A 15,470-nucleotide genomic window follows, 5' to 3' on the forward strand; every position below is an offset into this window, starting at 1 on the left:
AACATTGGTACTGATGAGCAAAAACAAAGAAAGCTACTTCCAGACCATTCCATTTAGAAACTAGGATTGAAACATTCGTCATTATATGATAGGCACGATTTCATTCTAACTTCCAGACCATTCCATTTAGAAACTAGGATTGAAACGCTTTTGATAAAAAAGAGTATCTTGTTAATGTTAACTTCCAGACCATTCCATTTAGAAACTAGGATTGAAACTTAATAATACTTAATATTCTTTCTTCTGTAATTACTCTTCCAGACCATTCCATTTAGAAACTAGGATTGAAACTCGACTTCGGGCGATGGCCAGCTGTACGTGAACGGAACTTCCAGACCATTCCATTTAGAAACTAGGATTGAAACGAAAGAAAATTGTCCAACGGTGTATTTTCAAACTGGACTTCCAGACCATTCCATTTAGAAACTAGGATTGAAACGAACCTTGAATATCTTCATCGCCTGTTTTGTGGATTCTTCCAGACCATTCCATTTAGAAACTAGGATTGAAACAGCCGTTGTAACCTCCATTAATAGCACTTGTAACTTCTTCCAGACCATTCCATTTAGAAACTAGGATTGAAACATTCTTCCTCAATTTTTGAAACTTCGAGTAAAAACCCTTCCAGACCATTCCATTTAGAAACTAGGATTGAAACGTACCTGAATGCACTTCATCCAACGCTCGTAAATATCTTCCAGACCATTCCATTTAGAAACTAGGATTGAAACGAAATTGTGCAGCAAGGTATGCGAGTTGAGTTATTTCTTCCAGACCATTCCATTTAGAAACTAGGATTGAAACAACATTGCGAACAACGAGGAAAACACATTATGGGCCTTCCAGACCATTCCATTTAGAAACTAGGATTGAAACTCACTTCTGTTAAAATTATACTTTGAAAAGCTTTCTCTTCCAGACCATTCCATTTAGAAACTAGGATTGAAACTCGCAACGTGCCATACGTGTGCCGAGAGTAACGATCGGCTGAAAGTCGTTACGCAACTGTTTATAAGATGGTGGAGCCGACCCACCAATGTTGTCCTACAGGGGAGAGCGTTAAACCACCATAAGGTGCTTTGATAAAGAGTCAAGGTATTGAGCGTTATGGAAAAGGCTATGCCACGAGCTAGTCAGGTATGAATACTGGAGATGAATGCAAATGAACCTCTGATGAAGTGTCGAGAACGTGCAACCTTCTGTCAAAAGTGTTTGAAGTATGACAAACATTATAAGTCCAGCGGTCACCTGTTTATTGGCTGGGCGGCAGGCGTCATTTAGGAGGCATGACCAGTATTTGGGCTTATTTACGGAACTCGGGAACCTGTGCCAAGATGCAAAGTGAAATGTACAATAGCGCAAACTAGAGGCAAAATAACGATGCTTGGTATAGGGGCGGACTAACTCGTAGTAGTGAAGAAGCTCCTGTAATGGGAGTGGAGCAAAGGGGTTAGCTAATTTGATGTACATACTGCCAACTTGAAAAAAGGATGAGCTATTTTTGTATGTCAAGTTAGAAGAGCCGCATGATGGGAGACTATCACGTACGGTTCTGTGAGAGGCTCGGGGTGAAAATCCCCTTGCCTACTCGACACTAACCGTTGGTTGTAACTTCCAGACCATTCCATTTAGAAACTAGGATTGAAACATGGTTGGATGAAAAGAGTTTCGTTATGAAAAGAAAACTTCCAGACCATTCCATTTAGAAACTAGGATTGAAACTGACTTCATCTGCAGTCATAGAAGTATCTGAATCTCTTCCAGACCGTTCCATTTAGAAACTAGGATTGAAACTGAATTAGATTTAGCAGGTCAAATAAATACAACTAACTTCCTGCCTGTTTTTACCTCCATATTGTAAACCTTCAGCAGCGGCTTCTTTTTTAAAAGTTATATCTTCTCTCCAAACCCAAGTATCTCCAGTTTTTTTTCTCATCCAATCATCTTTGCTCATCCCGGTAGGATATGTATACCTCAGAGGATTGTTGCTTACATAGATATAGGCTTCCATCGTTTTCTCCACTAACGGGTCAACCGAAATAAACCTCCCAATCCAAGCCGCATAATATCGTGCTCCATAATAATAGAATCCTTTCCAACGCGCCAATCTCGCTCCTACACTAAAAACAGCCACTGGCTGTTTTTTTAACGTTCGGCCGCATCACGTTCCTTCCCATAATACCGGTAACGTTTCAGTGAAACTTCAGTTTGGCTTTTACCAGACCGATAACTCATTGCCCCAAATGGGTAATATTCTTCATAAGAAATAATATTGGCAGAATCATCCAACTCCAAACAAGCACTTCCCAAATGGTTATCGTATTGGTATCGCCAGTTAGTAAATGGGCTTAAAACTGTGTTTCCACTATCTATCGTTAAAGTTTCTAATTGTAAGAAACTCTTTTGGTCGTCAGCAATGCTTAAGGTTTCCCGTTCGGTTTCAATCGTATCATTAGTACCCTGTTGCCACAATTCCCATTCTCCTACGTACAATCTTTCTTTTTTAATACTACCGTTTACTATTACTTTCCGTACCCGGTTGTCGCTACTATCGTAACCGTAATAGACGGTTCCGCCTCCACCCAAGTCGGCTTCCACCTGCATATCATCTTCATCCCAACCCATTTCATCTAAATGTGGCATGGTTAGCATATTTCCAGAAGCATCGTAGGTATAATCAGCTTGTCCACTAGTTTGACCAACTAATTGGTTACTGTCACTCGGGTAAAAATAATTGCGTGTCCAGTTCCCATTCTGCGCGATATGTTGCATCTGTAAAATATTCCCCAACTCGTCATAATCGTAATTTAAGATATAATTTCTACAGGCATTGGTTTCGGTATTGGGTACCGGAGTTTGTATAGAGCAGTCACTGGCACTAGGTTGTACTAACCCATTTAATTCTCTGCCCGTGGCTTGTTTTAGCCGGTATAAAGCATCATAGGTATATTTACAAAAAGGCTGCACCACTTGGTTACTAAAATAAATGGTTTGTTGAGCATCATCACGCTGTTGGGTGATATTTCCCGCAGCATCGAACGTATAGTTGATATCTTGCAAGATCTCCTGCCCATTGTTTCTTGTGGTTAAGATACGAATAATTCGAAAGGTTTCTAAGTCGTATACGTATTTTGTTTTACTGCCATTGGCATAATAGATATCGGTGCGTTGGCCTTTGGCATTATAGGTGATATCATTAATGGCTTGTTCTTCGTTACCACTGCCGCGTACCTCAAGCGCTTGGTTTTCTAGCATCGCGTTTTTTGCGTAGCTGTAGATAGCCGTACTATTATCAGGAGTGGTTTTTTTTGTTGGTCTATCTAAAGCATCATAGCTATAGGAGGTATTGTAAATTTCTGTTTGTAAAGCTACGCTTCCGCTATAATCAAGTACCGAATCAAAAACTTGGGTAAACTGCCGTGCTTCAATTTTTAAATTCCCCTTAAAATCGTAAGCTGGAATGCTTTGCTTCCCTGCCTGATCGTATTGTTCAAAAACTTGCCCCAATAGATTTTCTGCTCGAGGACTATTTGCGGTTTCACCATAAACGGTTTTTTGTTTTAAAACTTCGTTACTACTAGTGGGAGCTTGCACCCATTTTTCTATGGGGCGTTGGGCAATATCATATTCCAAACGTTGGCGATATGCACGGCTATCCCATTTGAAACTCGGTTTATTGGCGACATCAGTCAACAGCCAATTTTTCCCGCTATCGGGATTATCAATAAGGCTCCAAAGCTGTTCTTCTTCGCCCTCTTCACCTACTTTGGGATCGTGCAAACCTGTTTTATACTCCGTGGTCATTCCACGGGCATCGGTCATTTGTTGTTTGTTTCCTTTGAATACGCAAACAAGCGTGTACCCATTATAAAACCACTATATAGTACAAATATGTAGCCTTGGTATGCAGTTATTATGGACTCAATGTAGGCTAGATAGGACTTATCTAAGAGATTCCTAGTTACTATATAGAATATTAACCCGTTGTGCATTTAAGCAATATTGATTTTTAGGATATTGATATTTCTGTTGAATTCAAATACCTTTATATATTAAACGATTGTCAACAACTCTTTCCATTGCGTAGTGTACCGCGGACTCCGTTCTTCTTTTATTAATTCCCATTCCTTTATTTTTCGAGTATCCATTAAAGCTGGCGCTAAAGTCGTTTTTCCAAATTTCTGATTAATAAAATCAAAAGCTTCCATGAGTCCAGCTTTTTCATCGGTTGTAGTAAACAAAGTAGTTTGCACGTATTCTTTAGGTACAATTCCGCTTAGGCAAACGCCCACTTTCTTATAGCGATAACCAGGTTTAAAAATTTTATGTAAAGCTTTCTTACCTTCAGCATTTAAAATAAAAGTATTATTAGTAGGTACCTCTAAAGTAACCGTAATGCTATTGTTATATTGTTTGTCGCGTTCGCTATGGTAATTGGTTTGCAAAAACACTTGTAAATAATTGGCACAACAATTTTGGTTACGCAAAACTTCACTCACTTCATTTATATAATAAGAACAAGCTTCTTCAATAAGGGCTAGCTTTTCGAGTTTTTTACCAAACGACTTGGCGGTACCTATGGCTTTTTTAGGTTTTGGTAAACGTTCTAAAGCCAGACAACTTTCTCCATTTAATTCTCGCCAAGTGCGTTCGCCCACCACCGTCATTTGCTTTCGCACCCAACTTAAAGGAAGCTGCGTAAAGTCGAAAGCGGAGTTTCTTCCTGTTTCTTGAATGCGTTGAGCGTGCTTTTTACCAATCCCCCAAACGTCTTTAATTTTTGCCCATTGTAGGGTTTCTATTCTTTTCGCTTCAGAATCAATCACATAAACATGTTCGTGTTCTTTCTGTTTTTTAGCACGTCTGTTGGCTAGTTTTGCTAATACTTTGGTAGGAGCAATTCCTACGCCTACAGGAAGACCGGTGTATTTAAAAATTCTTTCTTTCATCTCAATTCCGTACGCACGTAAATCTTGGTATTCCATTCCAGAAAGATCTATAAACGATTCATCAATGCTATAGATTTCTACCAAAGGAGAAAATTCTTTTAGAATACGCATCACGCGATCAGACATTTCACCGTATAACGTATAATTAGAAGAGAAAAAAGTAACGCCATTTTTAACAAGCTGGTCTTTAATTTTAAATACGGGCTCAAACATCGGGATTTGCGTTAAGGCTTTTGCCTCACTATTGGCAGCAATCACACAACCATCATTATTACTTAACACTACCACAGGTTTTCCTATTAAGTCGGGCCGAAAAACTTGCTCGCAAGAAGCATAAAAGCTATTGCAATCAATCAGTGCTATCATAACGAATGTATCACATAAGTAATTACTCCCCAAAGTTCAAAAGCATCAAGACTCATTTTCTGTTGTTCTTCTTTGGTAGGATATTTCATTACCTCAAAAGCACCATCTTTTACCACCAAGGCTAGTTTACCCCGCACAAAATCTAACGACCGATCTATAATTAGTACATCATTTTTAAAAATACCCAACTCTTCCCAAGCACTTCCTCCAATACGAACAAAAAATGTAGCTTCTTTATTTTTTACCAAAACCTCAGACAAATCTACCGTTCGTTCTAAATAATGTGTCGCCGGACTCGGAAAGCCCGTTTGCATCGATACTTCTGCTCGATGTTTAGGCTTTGCTCGTTTTATTTTTCCAAAATCACTTATTTCCATAATTCAAAATTAGGAAATAATCCCAACAAAAGGACAAATTCCATTACTGAATTTTAAATTTTTATTTGTTACATTTGTGTAGTGAAATCGTTTCAAAAAATAGCAACAATCTTAATGGCATTTTTAGTGCTATTTTCTACTTCAGCATTTGCTGTAAGTATGCATTACTGCGGAAAAACCTTGGTCGATTATTCATTTGTTCAAGAAGCGAAGTCTTGCGGAATGAATATTATGCAGACACCAAAAGACACTAATACTACATGCTCGATTCAAAAAAAAGGGTGTTGTACCAATAAGAAAATTACAAAGCAACAAGATGATGTTAAAAATAATACATCAACTAATTTCATCCCACAACCATTTGTAGCTGCATTTTTTTTCACCTATACTCAAGTATTTAAAGAGAACGAATCATCAACTGTTGCTCACCAAAATTACATCCCTCCCCTACTTGTGTACGACTTACTCGTTTTGGACGAGAGTTTCTTAATCTAAATTTCATTTGGGCGCAACCCTATCGGGTCGGGCTATTCGCTATATCTTTTTTGTTGTCATGCTCAGCTTGTCGAAGCACAACAAAAAAGGATGTCGCTACTATCCCTTGCGCAATAACTTTCCTTATTCATTTTCAATACTGAAAAATTAACTGTTTTCCATTTTCAGTACATATTCAACTTTAATCACTAAAAATTATGCTCAATAAAAGCATTAAATTTTTAATCGAACACAAAATTGTAGCTGCACTTTTACTTGCAATTTTAATAGGTTACGGCCTCAGTAATGCTCCATTTAATTGGGAATTAGGTATTTTGCCTAATAATCCGGTTGCCGTAGATGCTATCCCAGACATTGGCGAAAACCAACAAATCGTTTTCACCAAATGGGAAGGACGTTCGCCTCAAGATATCGAAGATCAAATTACCTATCCGCTTACGACTTCATTATTAGGTATTCCCGGAGTAAAAACTATTCGAAGTTCTTCGATGTTCGGGTTCTCTAGCATTTATATCATTTTTGAAGAAGATATTGAGTTTTATTGGAGTCGTAGTCGAATTCTCGAAAAACTCAACTCGCTACCGGCAAATATACTCCCGCAGGGCGTCAACCCTAGTTTAGGTCCCGATGCAACCGGACTCGGACAAATATTTTGGTACACACTCGAAGGGCGCGACCAAAACGGAAATGTAACTGGCGGTTGGGATTTACAGGAGCTTCGAAGCATTCAAGACTATTACGTAAAATATGCGCTTTCTGGAGCGAGTGGTGTTTCAGAAGTTGCTTCTATTGGCGGTTACGTGCAAGAATATCAAATTGATGTAAATCCTGAAAAAATGCGTCAATACAATATCGGTCTGCAACAAATCGTGAAAGCGGTAAAAGCAAGTAACCGCGATATTGGCGCACAGACGCTAGAAATAAACCAAGCCGAATATTTAGTACGTGGTTTGGGATATGTAAAATCGATTGAAGATCTTGAAAACGCAGTGGTAAACGCTCAAAACTACACGTCTCTTCGTATCAAAGATGTGGCGAACATACATTTAGGTCCTGCCACAAGACGAGGAATTCTAGATAAAGAAGGCGCAGAAGTGGTTGGCGGCGTGGTAGTGGCTCGCTATGGAGCTAACCCCATGGAGGTAATCAATAACGTTAAAGCAAAAATTGAAAAAATTAAAGGCGGCTTGCCTTCTAAAGAATTAAAAGACGGTACCATCTCGCAATTAACCGTGGTACCATTTTATGATCGTACACAACTTATTCAGGAAACTTTAGGTACACTTAATGAAGCGCTAACTATGGAAATCTTAATTACCATTTTGGTGATTATTATTATGGTATATAACCTGCGTGCTTCGCTTTTAATCTCTGGATTACTTCCTGTAGCAGTTTTAATGGTATTTATTGCGATGAAGTTTTTTAACGTAACCGCAAATATCGTGGCCCTTTCTGGTATTGCCATTGCGATTGGTACGATGGTCGATATGGGCATTATTCTCTCTGAAAATATTATTCGACATCTTGAAAAAGCCAAAGAAAAATTCAACATAAATACAATTGTTTACCAAGCGACTTCGGAAGTTTCTGGGGCTATTTTAACGGCGGTGTTAACAACAATCATCAGTTTTATTCCTGTGTTTACAATGACGGGAGCTGAAGGAAAACTCTTCCGCCCGTTGGCATTTACCAAAACGATGGCTTTGGTTGCTTCATTAATCGTAGCGCTATTTCTAATTCCGCCATTTGCTGCCGTATTATTCAAGAAAAGAAATCGTCGAAAAAAGGTAAGTTTTTTCATCAATATAGCAATTATCATTCTAGGAACTGCAGCAATGATTTTTGGGTATCTATTAGGAATTATTTTAATTGCTTTCGGGATCGTTCAATTACTTCAGCAGAAAAATATCTTTTCCGCAACAAAAGCGAATTTCATCAATATTTTTATTTCAGCTTTAGTGATTGTTTATTTTCTAGCGACCTATTGGCGACCATTGGGAATCATGCAAAATATTACGCTCAACTTTATTTTTGTAGCATTAATCGTTTTCCTAATTTTGGGTGGTTTCACGCTGTTCAGGAAGTATTATACAAGAATTTTACGATGGACGCTTCAACACAAATTGTTCTTTTTAAGCATTCCGACAGCGATCGTGATTTTCGGTTTCTTCATTATGAAAAATACTGGCAAAGAATTTATGCCGTCACTTAATGAAGGTTCGTTTTTATTGATGCCCACTTCGTTACCACACGCGGGAGTTGAAGAAAATAAACGTATTTTACAGCAATTAGACATGGCAGTAGCCAACATTCCAGAGATTGAAACCGTAGTAGGAAAAGCCGGAAGAACCGAGTCTGCCCTCGACCCTGCTCCACTTTCTATGTATGAAAATATTATTCAGTACAAACCAGAATATGCTTTAAATGCAAAAGGCGAAAAGCAGCGTTTTAAAGTAAATGAAGACGGCTATTTTATACTGAAAAATGGAAGTTTAGTTGAAAATCCTAACAATGTTAGTTCAAATAAAGATGAGAATTCTTCTAAATCTTCCAAATACATCTCGACTCCGCTCGATGTGACAACTTCACAACTCATTCCTGATGAAAATGGTGAATATTACCGTAACTGGCGACCCAACATTAAATCACCAGATGACATTTGGAATGAGATTGTGCGTGTCACCAGATTACCCGGAATTACTTCTGCTCCCAAATTACAGCCTATTGAAACTCGACTCATTATGCTACAAACAGGGATGCGAGCACCAATGGGAATTAAAGTAAAAGGTCAAAATTTGAAAGATATCGAAGCATTTGGCTTAGCGTTAGAAAAGATTCTAAAACAAGCAAAAGGAGTGAAAGAAGAAGCTGTTTTTGCCGACAGAATTGTAGGAAAACCTTATTTATTGATCGATATTAACCGAGAAAAACTGGTACGCTATGGTATTTCTGTAGATGATGTTCAAAAAGTATTAGAAGTTGCCTTGGGTGGTATGCAGCTATCGCAAACCGTAGAAGGTCGTGAGCGCTACGGCATTAGAGTACGGTATCCGCGGGAGTTGCGTGATAGTCCAGAAGATTTAAATAACATTTACATCCCAGTAGCTAATGAAAATCCTATTCCGCTGAGTGAAGTGGCAACTGTTACCTATGAAAAAGGTCCGCAGGCCATTAAAAGTGAAGATACTTTTTTAGTAGGCTATGTTCTTTTTGATAAATTAGATGGTTTTGCTGAAGTAAACGTGGTTAAACAAGCACAGCAACTCATTCAGCAGAAAATAGAAGAAGGAAAATTAAAAGTACCTAGCGGAATTAATTATGAGTTCACCGGAAATTATGAAAACCAACTTCGCGCAGAGAAAACTTTGTCTATTGTGGTTCCGCTTTCTCTCCTAATCATTTTTATGATTCTTTATTTTCAATTTAAATCGGCCACCACATCTTTTATGGTCTTTAGCGGAATTGCCGTTGCTTTTGCGGGTGGATTTCTAATGATTTGGATGTACGGACAAGATTGGTTTTTAAACTTTAATTTCTTTGGAGAAAATATTCGTGATTTATTTCATATGAAAACCGTAAATCTAAGCGTTGCTGTTTGGGTAGGATTTATTGCATTATTCGGGATTGCTACCGATGATGGTGTAGTGATGGCAACCTACCTAACGCAAAGCTTCAAAAAAAATAAACCTGAGACTAAAGAACAAATTCGTAAGTCGGTGATAGAAGCTGGAGAAAAGAGAATTAGACCTTGTTTAATGACCACTGCAACCACTTTATTAGCATTATTACCCATTTTAACTTCGTCAGGAAAAGGTAGTGATATTATGATACCAATGGCGATCCCTAGTTTTGGTGGAATGTTAGTAGCATTAATTACATTATTTGTAGTACCCGTATTGTTTAGCTGGCGAGAAGAAAGAAAAATTAGAAGTTAGAAGTTAGAAGTTAGAAGTTAGAAGTTAGAAGTTAGAAGTTAGAAAATTATATAAACGATAATGAAAAACAGAATTAAACGTAAAATTTTCACTTTAAATAGCGTCATGTTTTACAGCTTGGTGATTCCGAGCGGAGTTAAGGAACAGTATCACATCAGACCTATGAAAATTCAACATTCAATATTTAAAATTCAAAATTTTAAAAAAGCGATTTGTTTCTGCTTACTACTTATTTTTAGTGTAACCACAAATGCTCAGTTGCTAGATAATTATATACAACAAGCGATAGAGAATAATCCAAAAGTAAAAGCAGTCGAGCTTAGCTATAAAGGTGCTCAAGAAAAAGTAAATGAAGCCAATACCTTACCTAATACCGAATTTGGTGCTGGTTATTTTGTAAGCGAACCAGAAACACGAACCGGCGCGCAAAAAGCAAAGGTTTCGGTTAGACAAATGATGCCTTGGTTTGGTACGATTACCGCTCGAGAAAACTACAGCTCTTCCTTAGCAGATGCAGCTTATGTAGATATTGTCATTGCTAAAAGACAACTTGCTTTACAGGTAACCCAAACCTATTATCAATTGTATGCCTTAAAAAATAAGCAAAAAATCATTCAACAAAATTTAAAGCTACTTAGCACTTATGAAGATTTAGCGTTAAATGCAGTAGAAGTTAATAAAGCTTCTTCTGTAGAGGTTTTAAAAATTCAGATTCAACAAAATGAACTTAATGAGCAACGTGAACTATTAATGGGTGACGAATTGGCGATGGAAAGTAAGTTTAATAACCTGCTCAATCAAGAAGAACAAGCCATTATGGTAGAGGATTCTATTGATATTCCGGTAGAAGAGCCTATGCTTAGCATGAACGATTTAGAATTACATCCAGAATTAGAAAAATACGATCAATTATTTCTTTCTATAAAGAAATCAGCTGCATTAAATAATTCAGAATCTTTACCGAGTGTAGGTATTGGCGTAGATTATATTGCTGTTGAAGAACGACCAAATATGAATTTTAGCGATAATGGTAAAGATATTTTTATACCGATGCTCGCGGTATCAGTTCCTATTTTCAATCACAAATTTAAATCGGTTGAGCGTCAGTTAAATCTTCAGCAAGAAGAATTAAAAGCGCAAAAAGAATATCGAAAAAACCAATTAGACTCTCAATTAAAAGAAGCCCTTCAGCAACGCATTTCGGCAAGAATAAGTTATCAAACCCAACAAAAAAATATTACGCAAGCAAAAGATGCAGAAGACATTCTATTAAGACAATATGAAACTAGCATTCTCGATTTTCAAGAGGTCTTAGCTATTCAAGAATTACAACATAAATTTCAGCTTAAGCAAGTTGAAGCCATTAAAAATTATTATTTACAAACTGCAATTATTAACTATTTAAGTAACTAAATTATGAAACGTACCATTTTATGTGTAAGCCTTTTGGCCCTAAGTTTAACCGCTTGTAAAAACGAAACAAAATCTGATAAAGAAACTACTTCAGAAGAAAAAAGCGAACAAGTTGAAAAAGAAAATACTGAAAATTTACCGCTAGCTTTTCAATCTGAAAGTCAATATGAAATTGCCAGACTCTATTTAGACCTTAAAACCAAATTTGTAGAAGAAGACGCTTATGGCGCTAGAAAAATTGCTGAAATTATGCTGAAAAAATTTAGTGATGAAGAAATGAAAAGCATCGCTCAAAAAATTATTCACCAAGAAAATAATATCGAAAATCAGCGAAAAGCATTCTTTCAACTTTCAGAAATGTTAGAGCCTACTTTCGCCAAAAATATTTCTGGAGGAAAACTTTACAAACAATATTGCCCAATGGCGTTAGATGGTAAAGGTGCTTTTTGGTTTTCTGCTGAAGAAAAAATTATGAATCCTTATTTTGGAGATAAAATGTTGCATTGTGGTGAAGTTCAAGAAACCCTAAAGTAAATTACATTTATCTAATTAGAAGATTAAAACTTTCTTATAAAATGAAAAAAGAATTTTACATCAAAAATATGGTTTGCGATCGTTGTAAAATGGTAGTAAAACAGCTTGCTGAAAGTTTTCATGCCAATACCGAAGAAATTCAGTTAGGAAAAGTAGTCTTAAACATTAATCAAAATTTTAATCAAACTGAATTTGCTGAAGCCTTACAAAAAAACGGATTTAAATTGATGCAAAATCCAGAAATTCAACTTACAGAAGAAATTAAAATTGAATTGATTCATGCAATTGAAAAGCTTCATTCTATAGATAATATTTCTACTTATTTAGCTAATAAACTCCATAAAGATTATAGTTTATTGAGTAAAACCTTTAAAAAAATAGAGGCGCAAACTATTGAAAAATTCTTTATTAAACTTAAAATAGAAAAGGTAAAAGAATTTATACAGATGAATAAATTTTCGTTCTCAGAAATTGCTTATCAACTCGATTACAATTCAATTCATCATTTATCTAATCAGTTTAAAACTTTAACAGGAATGACGATGAGTGAATATAAAAACAGCCCAAATTGGAACCGCATTCCGCTTGATAAAATTGTGTAAATTCTATCGGTAATTCTGTAAGTCTAACAACGACAAACACAATAACTTTGGTACTTAAAGTTATAAGAAAATGAAACATACTTATCATATAGAAGGAATGTCCTGCGCTGGTTGCCAAAATCACGTACAACAAACTTTAGAAAAAGTTAGCGGAGTAAAAAGTGTAATCGTTCATCTTGAAAAAGCTGAAGCCGAAATTGAAATGGAAAAACATATCCCTATCACAAAATTTCAGGAAGCTTTACAAAATGACGGCGGGAGCTATTCCATTCATCTTCCCGAAAAAGATTCCGAAGCAAGAAAACATACCTATTTTATTCAAGGTATGTCATGTTCAGGTTGCCAAAATCATGTGCATCAAACTTTAGAAAAAATTAGCGGAGTAAAAAGTGTAATCGTTCATCTTGAAAAAGCTGAAGCCGAAATTGAAATGGAAAAACATATCCCTATCACAAAATTTCAAGAAGCTTTACAAAATGACGGCGGAAATTATTCAATTCATTCTTCGGAAGAAGAAATTAAGCCAACACAAAAAAAAACGACGCCACCTAAAAATGGTACTGGTGTTTATTATTGTCCGATGCATTGCGAAGGTGAAAAAACGTACCACCAAGCCGGTGACTGTCCAGTTTGTGGAATGGATTTAGTCGAAGAAGTTTCAGTAACACCTACAAAAACGCAATATACCTGCCCGATGCATCCTGAAGTGGTTGAAGATTCTCCTGGTTCTTGCCCAAAATGCGGAATGGATTTGGTGCCTAAAGAACCCAACCTTTCTGCGGAAGAAAAAAATTACCGAAAACTGCTCAAAAAATTTTGGTTGGCGTTGGGCTTCAGCATTCCGATATTTATCATTTCAATGTCAGATATGCTCAACAACAATCCGTTATATACTATATTAGACTTAAAATATTGGAATTGGATTCAGTTAGCACTTTCTATTCCGGTTGTATTTTTCGCGGCTTGGTTATTTTTTGAACGTGCTTATAAATCAATAAAAACCAGAAACCTCAATATGTTTACACTCATTGGCATTGGTTCTGGTGTCGCTTGGTGTTTTAGTATTGTGGCTTTAGTATTCCCTAACCTTTTTCCGCCACAATTTAAAACAGAAAACGGTACGGTTCACGTTTATTTTGAGGCTGCCACTGTAATTCTTACGTTGGTATTACTAGGTCAAGTAATGGAAGCGCGCGCTCATAGCAAAACCAATGCCGCCGTAAAAGAATTAATTAAATTAAGTCCTAATGAAGCAACCAAAGTAGTCGATGGGAAAGAAGAAAAAATTGCGGTAGATAAAATTCAAGTCGGTGAAATTCTACGTGTAAAACCTGGAGAGAAAATACCGGTAGATGGTGTCATTACCGAAGGTTCAAGTTCAATTGATGAATCGATGATTACTGGAGAACCCATTCCTATAGAAAAAAATAAAAATGACCAAGTAAGCTCTGGAACTATTAACGGGCAACAAAGCTTTTTGATGAAAGCTGAAAAAGTAGGTAATGAAACTCTACTTTCTCAAATTATTGAAATGGTAAATAAAGCCAGCCGAAGCCAAGCGCCTATTCAAAAATTAGCCGATAAAATTTCAGGTTATTTTGTGCCTGTGGTGGTTGGAGTTTCAATTCTCACTTTTATTATCTGGGCATTTTTTGGACCAAGCCCGGCTTATGTTTATGCTTTTGTAAATGCTGTTGCAGTATTAATCATTGCTTGCCCTTGTGCATTAGGTTTAGCAACCCCTATGTCGGTTATGGTTGGCGTAGGGAAAGGCGCACAAAACGGTGTACTCATTAAAAATGCGGAGGCACTTGAAAAACTGAATAAAATCGATACGCTTATTCTTGATAAAACCGGAACACTTACAGAAGGTAAACCTAAAGTTGAAAAAATTGGGTATTCTAAAAATACTTCCGAAGAAAATGCAAGCCAATTAATGGCGTCTTTAAATCAATACAGTGAGCATCCGCTAGCAAAAGCTATTTTAACGTTTGCTAAGGAAGGAAATATTCAGCTTCAAGAAACTGAAAACTTTAAAGCCATTACTGGAAAAGGAGTTCAGGCTAAAATTGACAATGAAACTTATTTCTTAGGAAATAAACGACTGATAGAAGAAAACTCGATTAATATTGAAAAAAATCTTCAGCAAGAAATTCTTCAGCAGCAAGAAAAAGGAAAAACCATTTCTTACCTCGCCAATACTACCGAAGTTTTAGGTTACGTGGTCATTGGTGATCCTGTAAAGAAAAATGCAAAAAAAGCGATACAAAATCTGCATAAAAAGGGGATTAATGTAATAATGCTCACCGGTGATAACGAACAAACCGCTAGAGCAGTTGCCAAAGAAATAGGATTAGATAATTTTAAAGCCAATATGCTTCCCGATGGTAAACAACAGGAAGTGGAACGTTTGCAAAACCAAGGTAAACAAGTTGCGATGGCCGGCGACGGAATTAATGATGCTCCTGCCCTTGCCCAAAGTAATATTGGTATTGCTATGGGAACAGGAACCGATGTAGCGATTGAAAGCGCTGAAGTCACGCTCGTTAAAGGCGATTTACACGGAATTATAAAAGCCTTAAAATTAAGTGATCAAGTAATGAAAAACATCAAACAAAATCTGTTTTTCGCACTTATTTATAACAGCATCGGCGTACCTATTGCGGCAGGTATTTTATTTCCTTTTTTAGGGATTTTACTCTCACCGATGATTGCCGCTTTAGCAATGAGTTTTAGTTCGGTTTCGGTTATTACCAATGCGCTTCGATTGCGAGCCACAAATATTGATTAATAGTTTAG

General features: G+C 36.8%; 10 protein-coding genes and 1 CRISPR repeat array (1 of these 11 running past the window's edge). Of the genes, 6 read left to right on the forward strand and 4 right to left on the reverse strand.

The window, feature by feature from the left end:
* A CRISPR array of direct repeats spans positions 1–950; the repeat unit is 37 nt; unit sequence CTTCCAGACCATTCCATTTAGAAACTAGGATTGAAAC; it begins 4,279 nt to the left of the window's first position.
* Between the two features lie 854 nt (positions 951–1,804).
* From KW502_RS04800 to KW502_RS04815, 4 genes are all read right to left on the reverse strand, one after another.
* A complete protein-coding gene (locus KW502_RS04800; protein ID WP_219039397.1) occupies positions 1,805–2,134 on the reverse strand; it encodes an RHS repeat-associated core domain-containing protein in 330 nt (109 codons plus the stop codon).
* A gap of 11 nt (positions 2,135–2,145) precedes the next feature.
* Positions 2,146–3,822, reverse strand: coding sequence for an RHS repeat domain-containing protein (locus KW502_RS04805; protein WP_219039398.1), 1,677 nt, complete (start codon positions 3,820–3,822; stop codon positions 2,146–2,148).
* Positions 3,823–4,052: 230 nt separating this feature from the next.
* Positions 4,053–5,315, reverse strand: a complete 1,263-nt coding sequence (locus KW502_RS04810) for a Y-family DNA polymerase (protein WP_219039399.1) — start codon at positions 5,313–5,315, stop codon at positions 4,053–4,055.
* Positions 5,312–5,692: a S24 family peptidase gene (locus KW502_RS04815; protein ID WP_219039400.1), complete on the reverse strand. Its 381-nt coding sequence runs from the start codon at positions 5,690–5,692 to the stop codon at positions 5,312–5,314. Before KW502_RS04815 ends, KW502_RS04810 begins: the two co-directional genes overlap by 4 nt.
* An 81-nt stretch (positions 5,693–5,773) precedes the next feature.
* Here KW502_RS04815 and KW502_RS04820 point away from each other — a divergent pair, with 81 nt between their 5' ends.
* From KW502_RS04820 to KW502_RS04845, 6 genes are all read left to right on the forward strand, one after another.
* Positions 5,774–6,187 carry an HYC_CC_PP family protein gene (locus tag KW502_RS04820; protein ID WP_439651378.1) on the forward strand — a complete coding sequence of 138 codons (414 nt, stop codon included), beginning with the start codon at positions 5,774–5,776 and terminating at the stop codon, positions 6,185–6,187.
* Positions 6,188–6,384: 197 nt separating this feature from the next.
* Positions 6,385–10,122 carry an efflux RND transporter permease subunit gene (locus tag KW502_RS04825; protein WP_219039402.1) on the forward strand — a complete coding sequence of 1,246 codons (3,738 nt, stop codon included), beginning with the start codon at positions 6,385–6,387 and terminating at the stop codon, positions 10,120–10,122.
* A gap of 60 nt (positions 10,123–10,182) precedes the next feature.
* Positions 10,183–11,535 (forward strand): TolC family protein, encoded by a 1,353-nt coding sequence (locus tag KW502_RS04830; RefSeq protein ID WP_255554089.1) that lies wholly within the window; start codon positions 10,183–10,185, stop codon positions 11,533–11,535.
* Positions 11,536–11,538: 3 nt separating this feature from the next.
* Entirely contained in the window at positions 11,539–12,069 is a 531-nt protein-coding gene (locus KW502_RS04835) for a DUF3347 domain-containing protein (RefSeq protein WP_219039403.1), read from the forward strand.
* Between the two features lie 41 nt (positions 12,070–12,110).
* Positions 12,111–12,671, forward strand: coding sequence for a helix-turn-helix domain-containing protein (locus KW502_RS04840; protein ID WP_219039404.1), 561 nt, complete (start codon positions 12,111–12,113; stop codon positions 12,669–12,671).
* A gap of 70 nt (positions 12,672–12,741) precedes the next feature.
* Positions 12,742–15,462: a heavy metal translocating P-type ATPase gene (locus tag KW502_RS04845; protein ID WP_219039405.1), complete on the forward strand. Its 2,721-nt coding sequence runs from the start codon at positions 12,742–12,744 to the stop codon at positions 15,460–15,462.
* The last annotated feature ends 8 nt before the right edge of the window (positions 15,463–15,470 follow it).

Source organism: Mesonia aestuariivivens (genome assembly GCF_019311235.1).
Taxonomy (GTDB): Bacteria; Bacteroidota; Bacteroidia; order Flavobacteriales; family Flavobacteriaceae; genus Mesonia; species Mesonia aestuariivivens.

Excerpts from the sequence above, each read along its gene's own strand:
- KW502_RS04805 (WP_219039398.1), bottom strand. The coding sequence starts at position 3,822 with ATGACCGATGCCCGTGGAATGACCACGGAGTATAAAACAGGTTTGCAC.
- KW502_RS04810 (WP_219039399.1), bottom strand. The coding sequence starts at position 5,315 with ATGATAGCACTGATTGATTGCAATAGCTTTTATGCTTCTTGCGAGCAA.
- KW502_RS04815 (WP_219039400.1), bottom strand. The coding sequence starts at position 5,692 with ATGGAAATAAGTGATTTTGGAAAAATAAAACGAGCAAAGCCTAAACAT.
- KW502_RS04825 (WP_219039402.1), top strand. The coding sequence starts at position 6,385 with ATGCTCAATAAAAGCATTAAATTTTTAATCGAACACAAAATTGTAGCT.
- KW502_RS04830 (WP_255554089.1), top strand. The coding sequence starts at position 10,183 with ATGAAAAACAGAATTAAACGTAAAATTTTCACTTTAAATAGCGTCATG.
- KW502_RS04835 (WP_219039403.1), top strand. The coding sequence starts at position 11,539 with ATGAAACGTACCATTTTATGTGTAAGCCTTTTGGCCCTAAGTTTAACC.
- KW502_RS04840 (WP_219039404.1), top strand. The coding sequence starts at position 12,111 with ATGAAAAAAGAATTTTACATCAAAAATATGGTTTGCGATCGTTGTAAA.
- KW502_RS04845 (WP_219039405.1), top strand. The coding sequence starts at position 12,742 with ATGAAACATACTTATCATATAGAAGGAATGTCCTGCGCTGGTTGCCAA.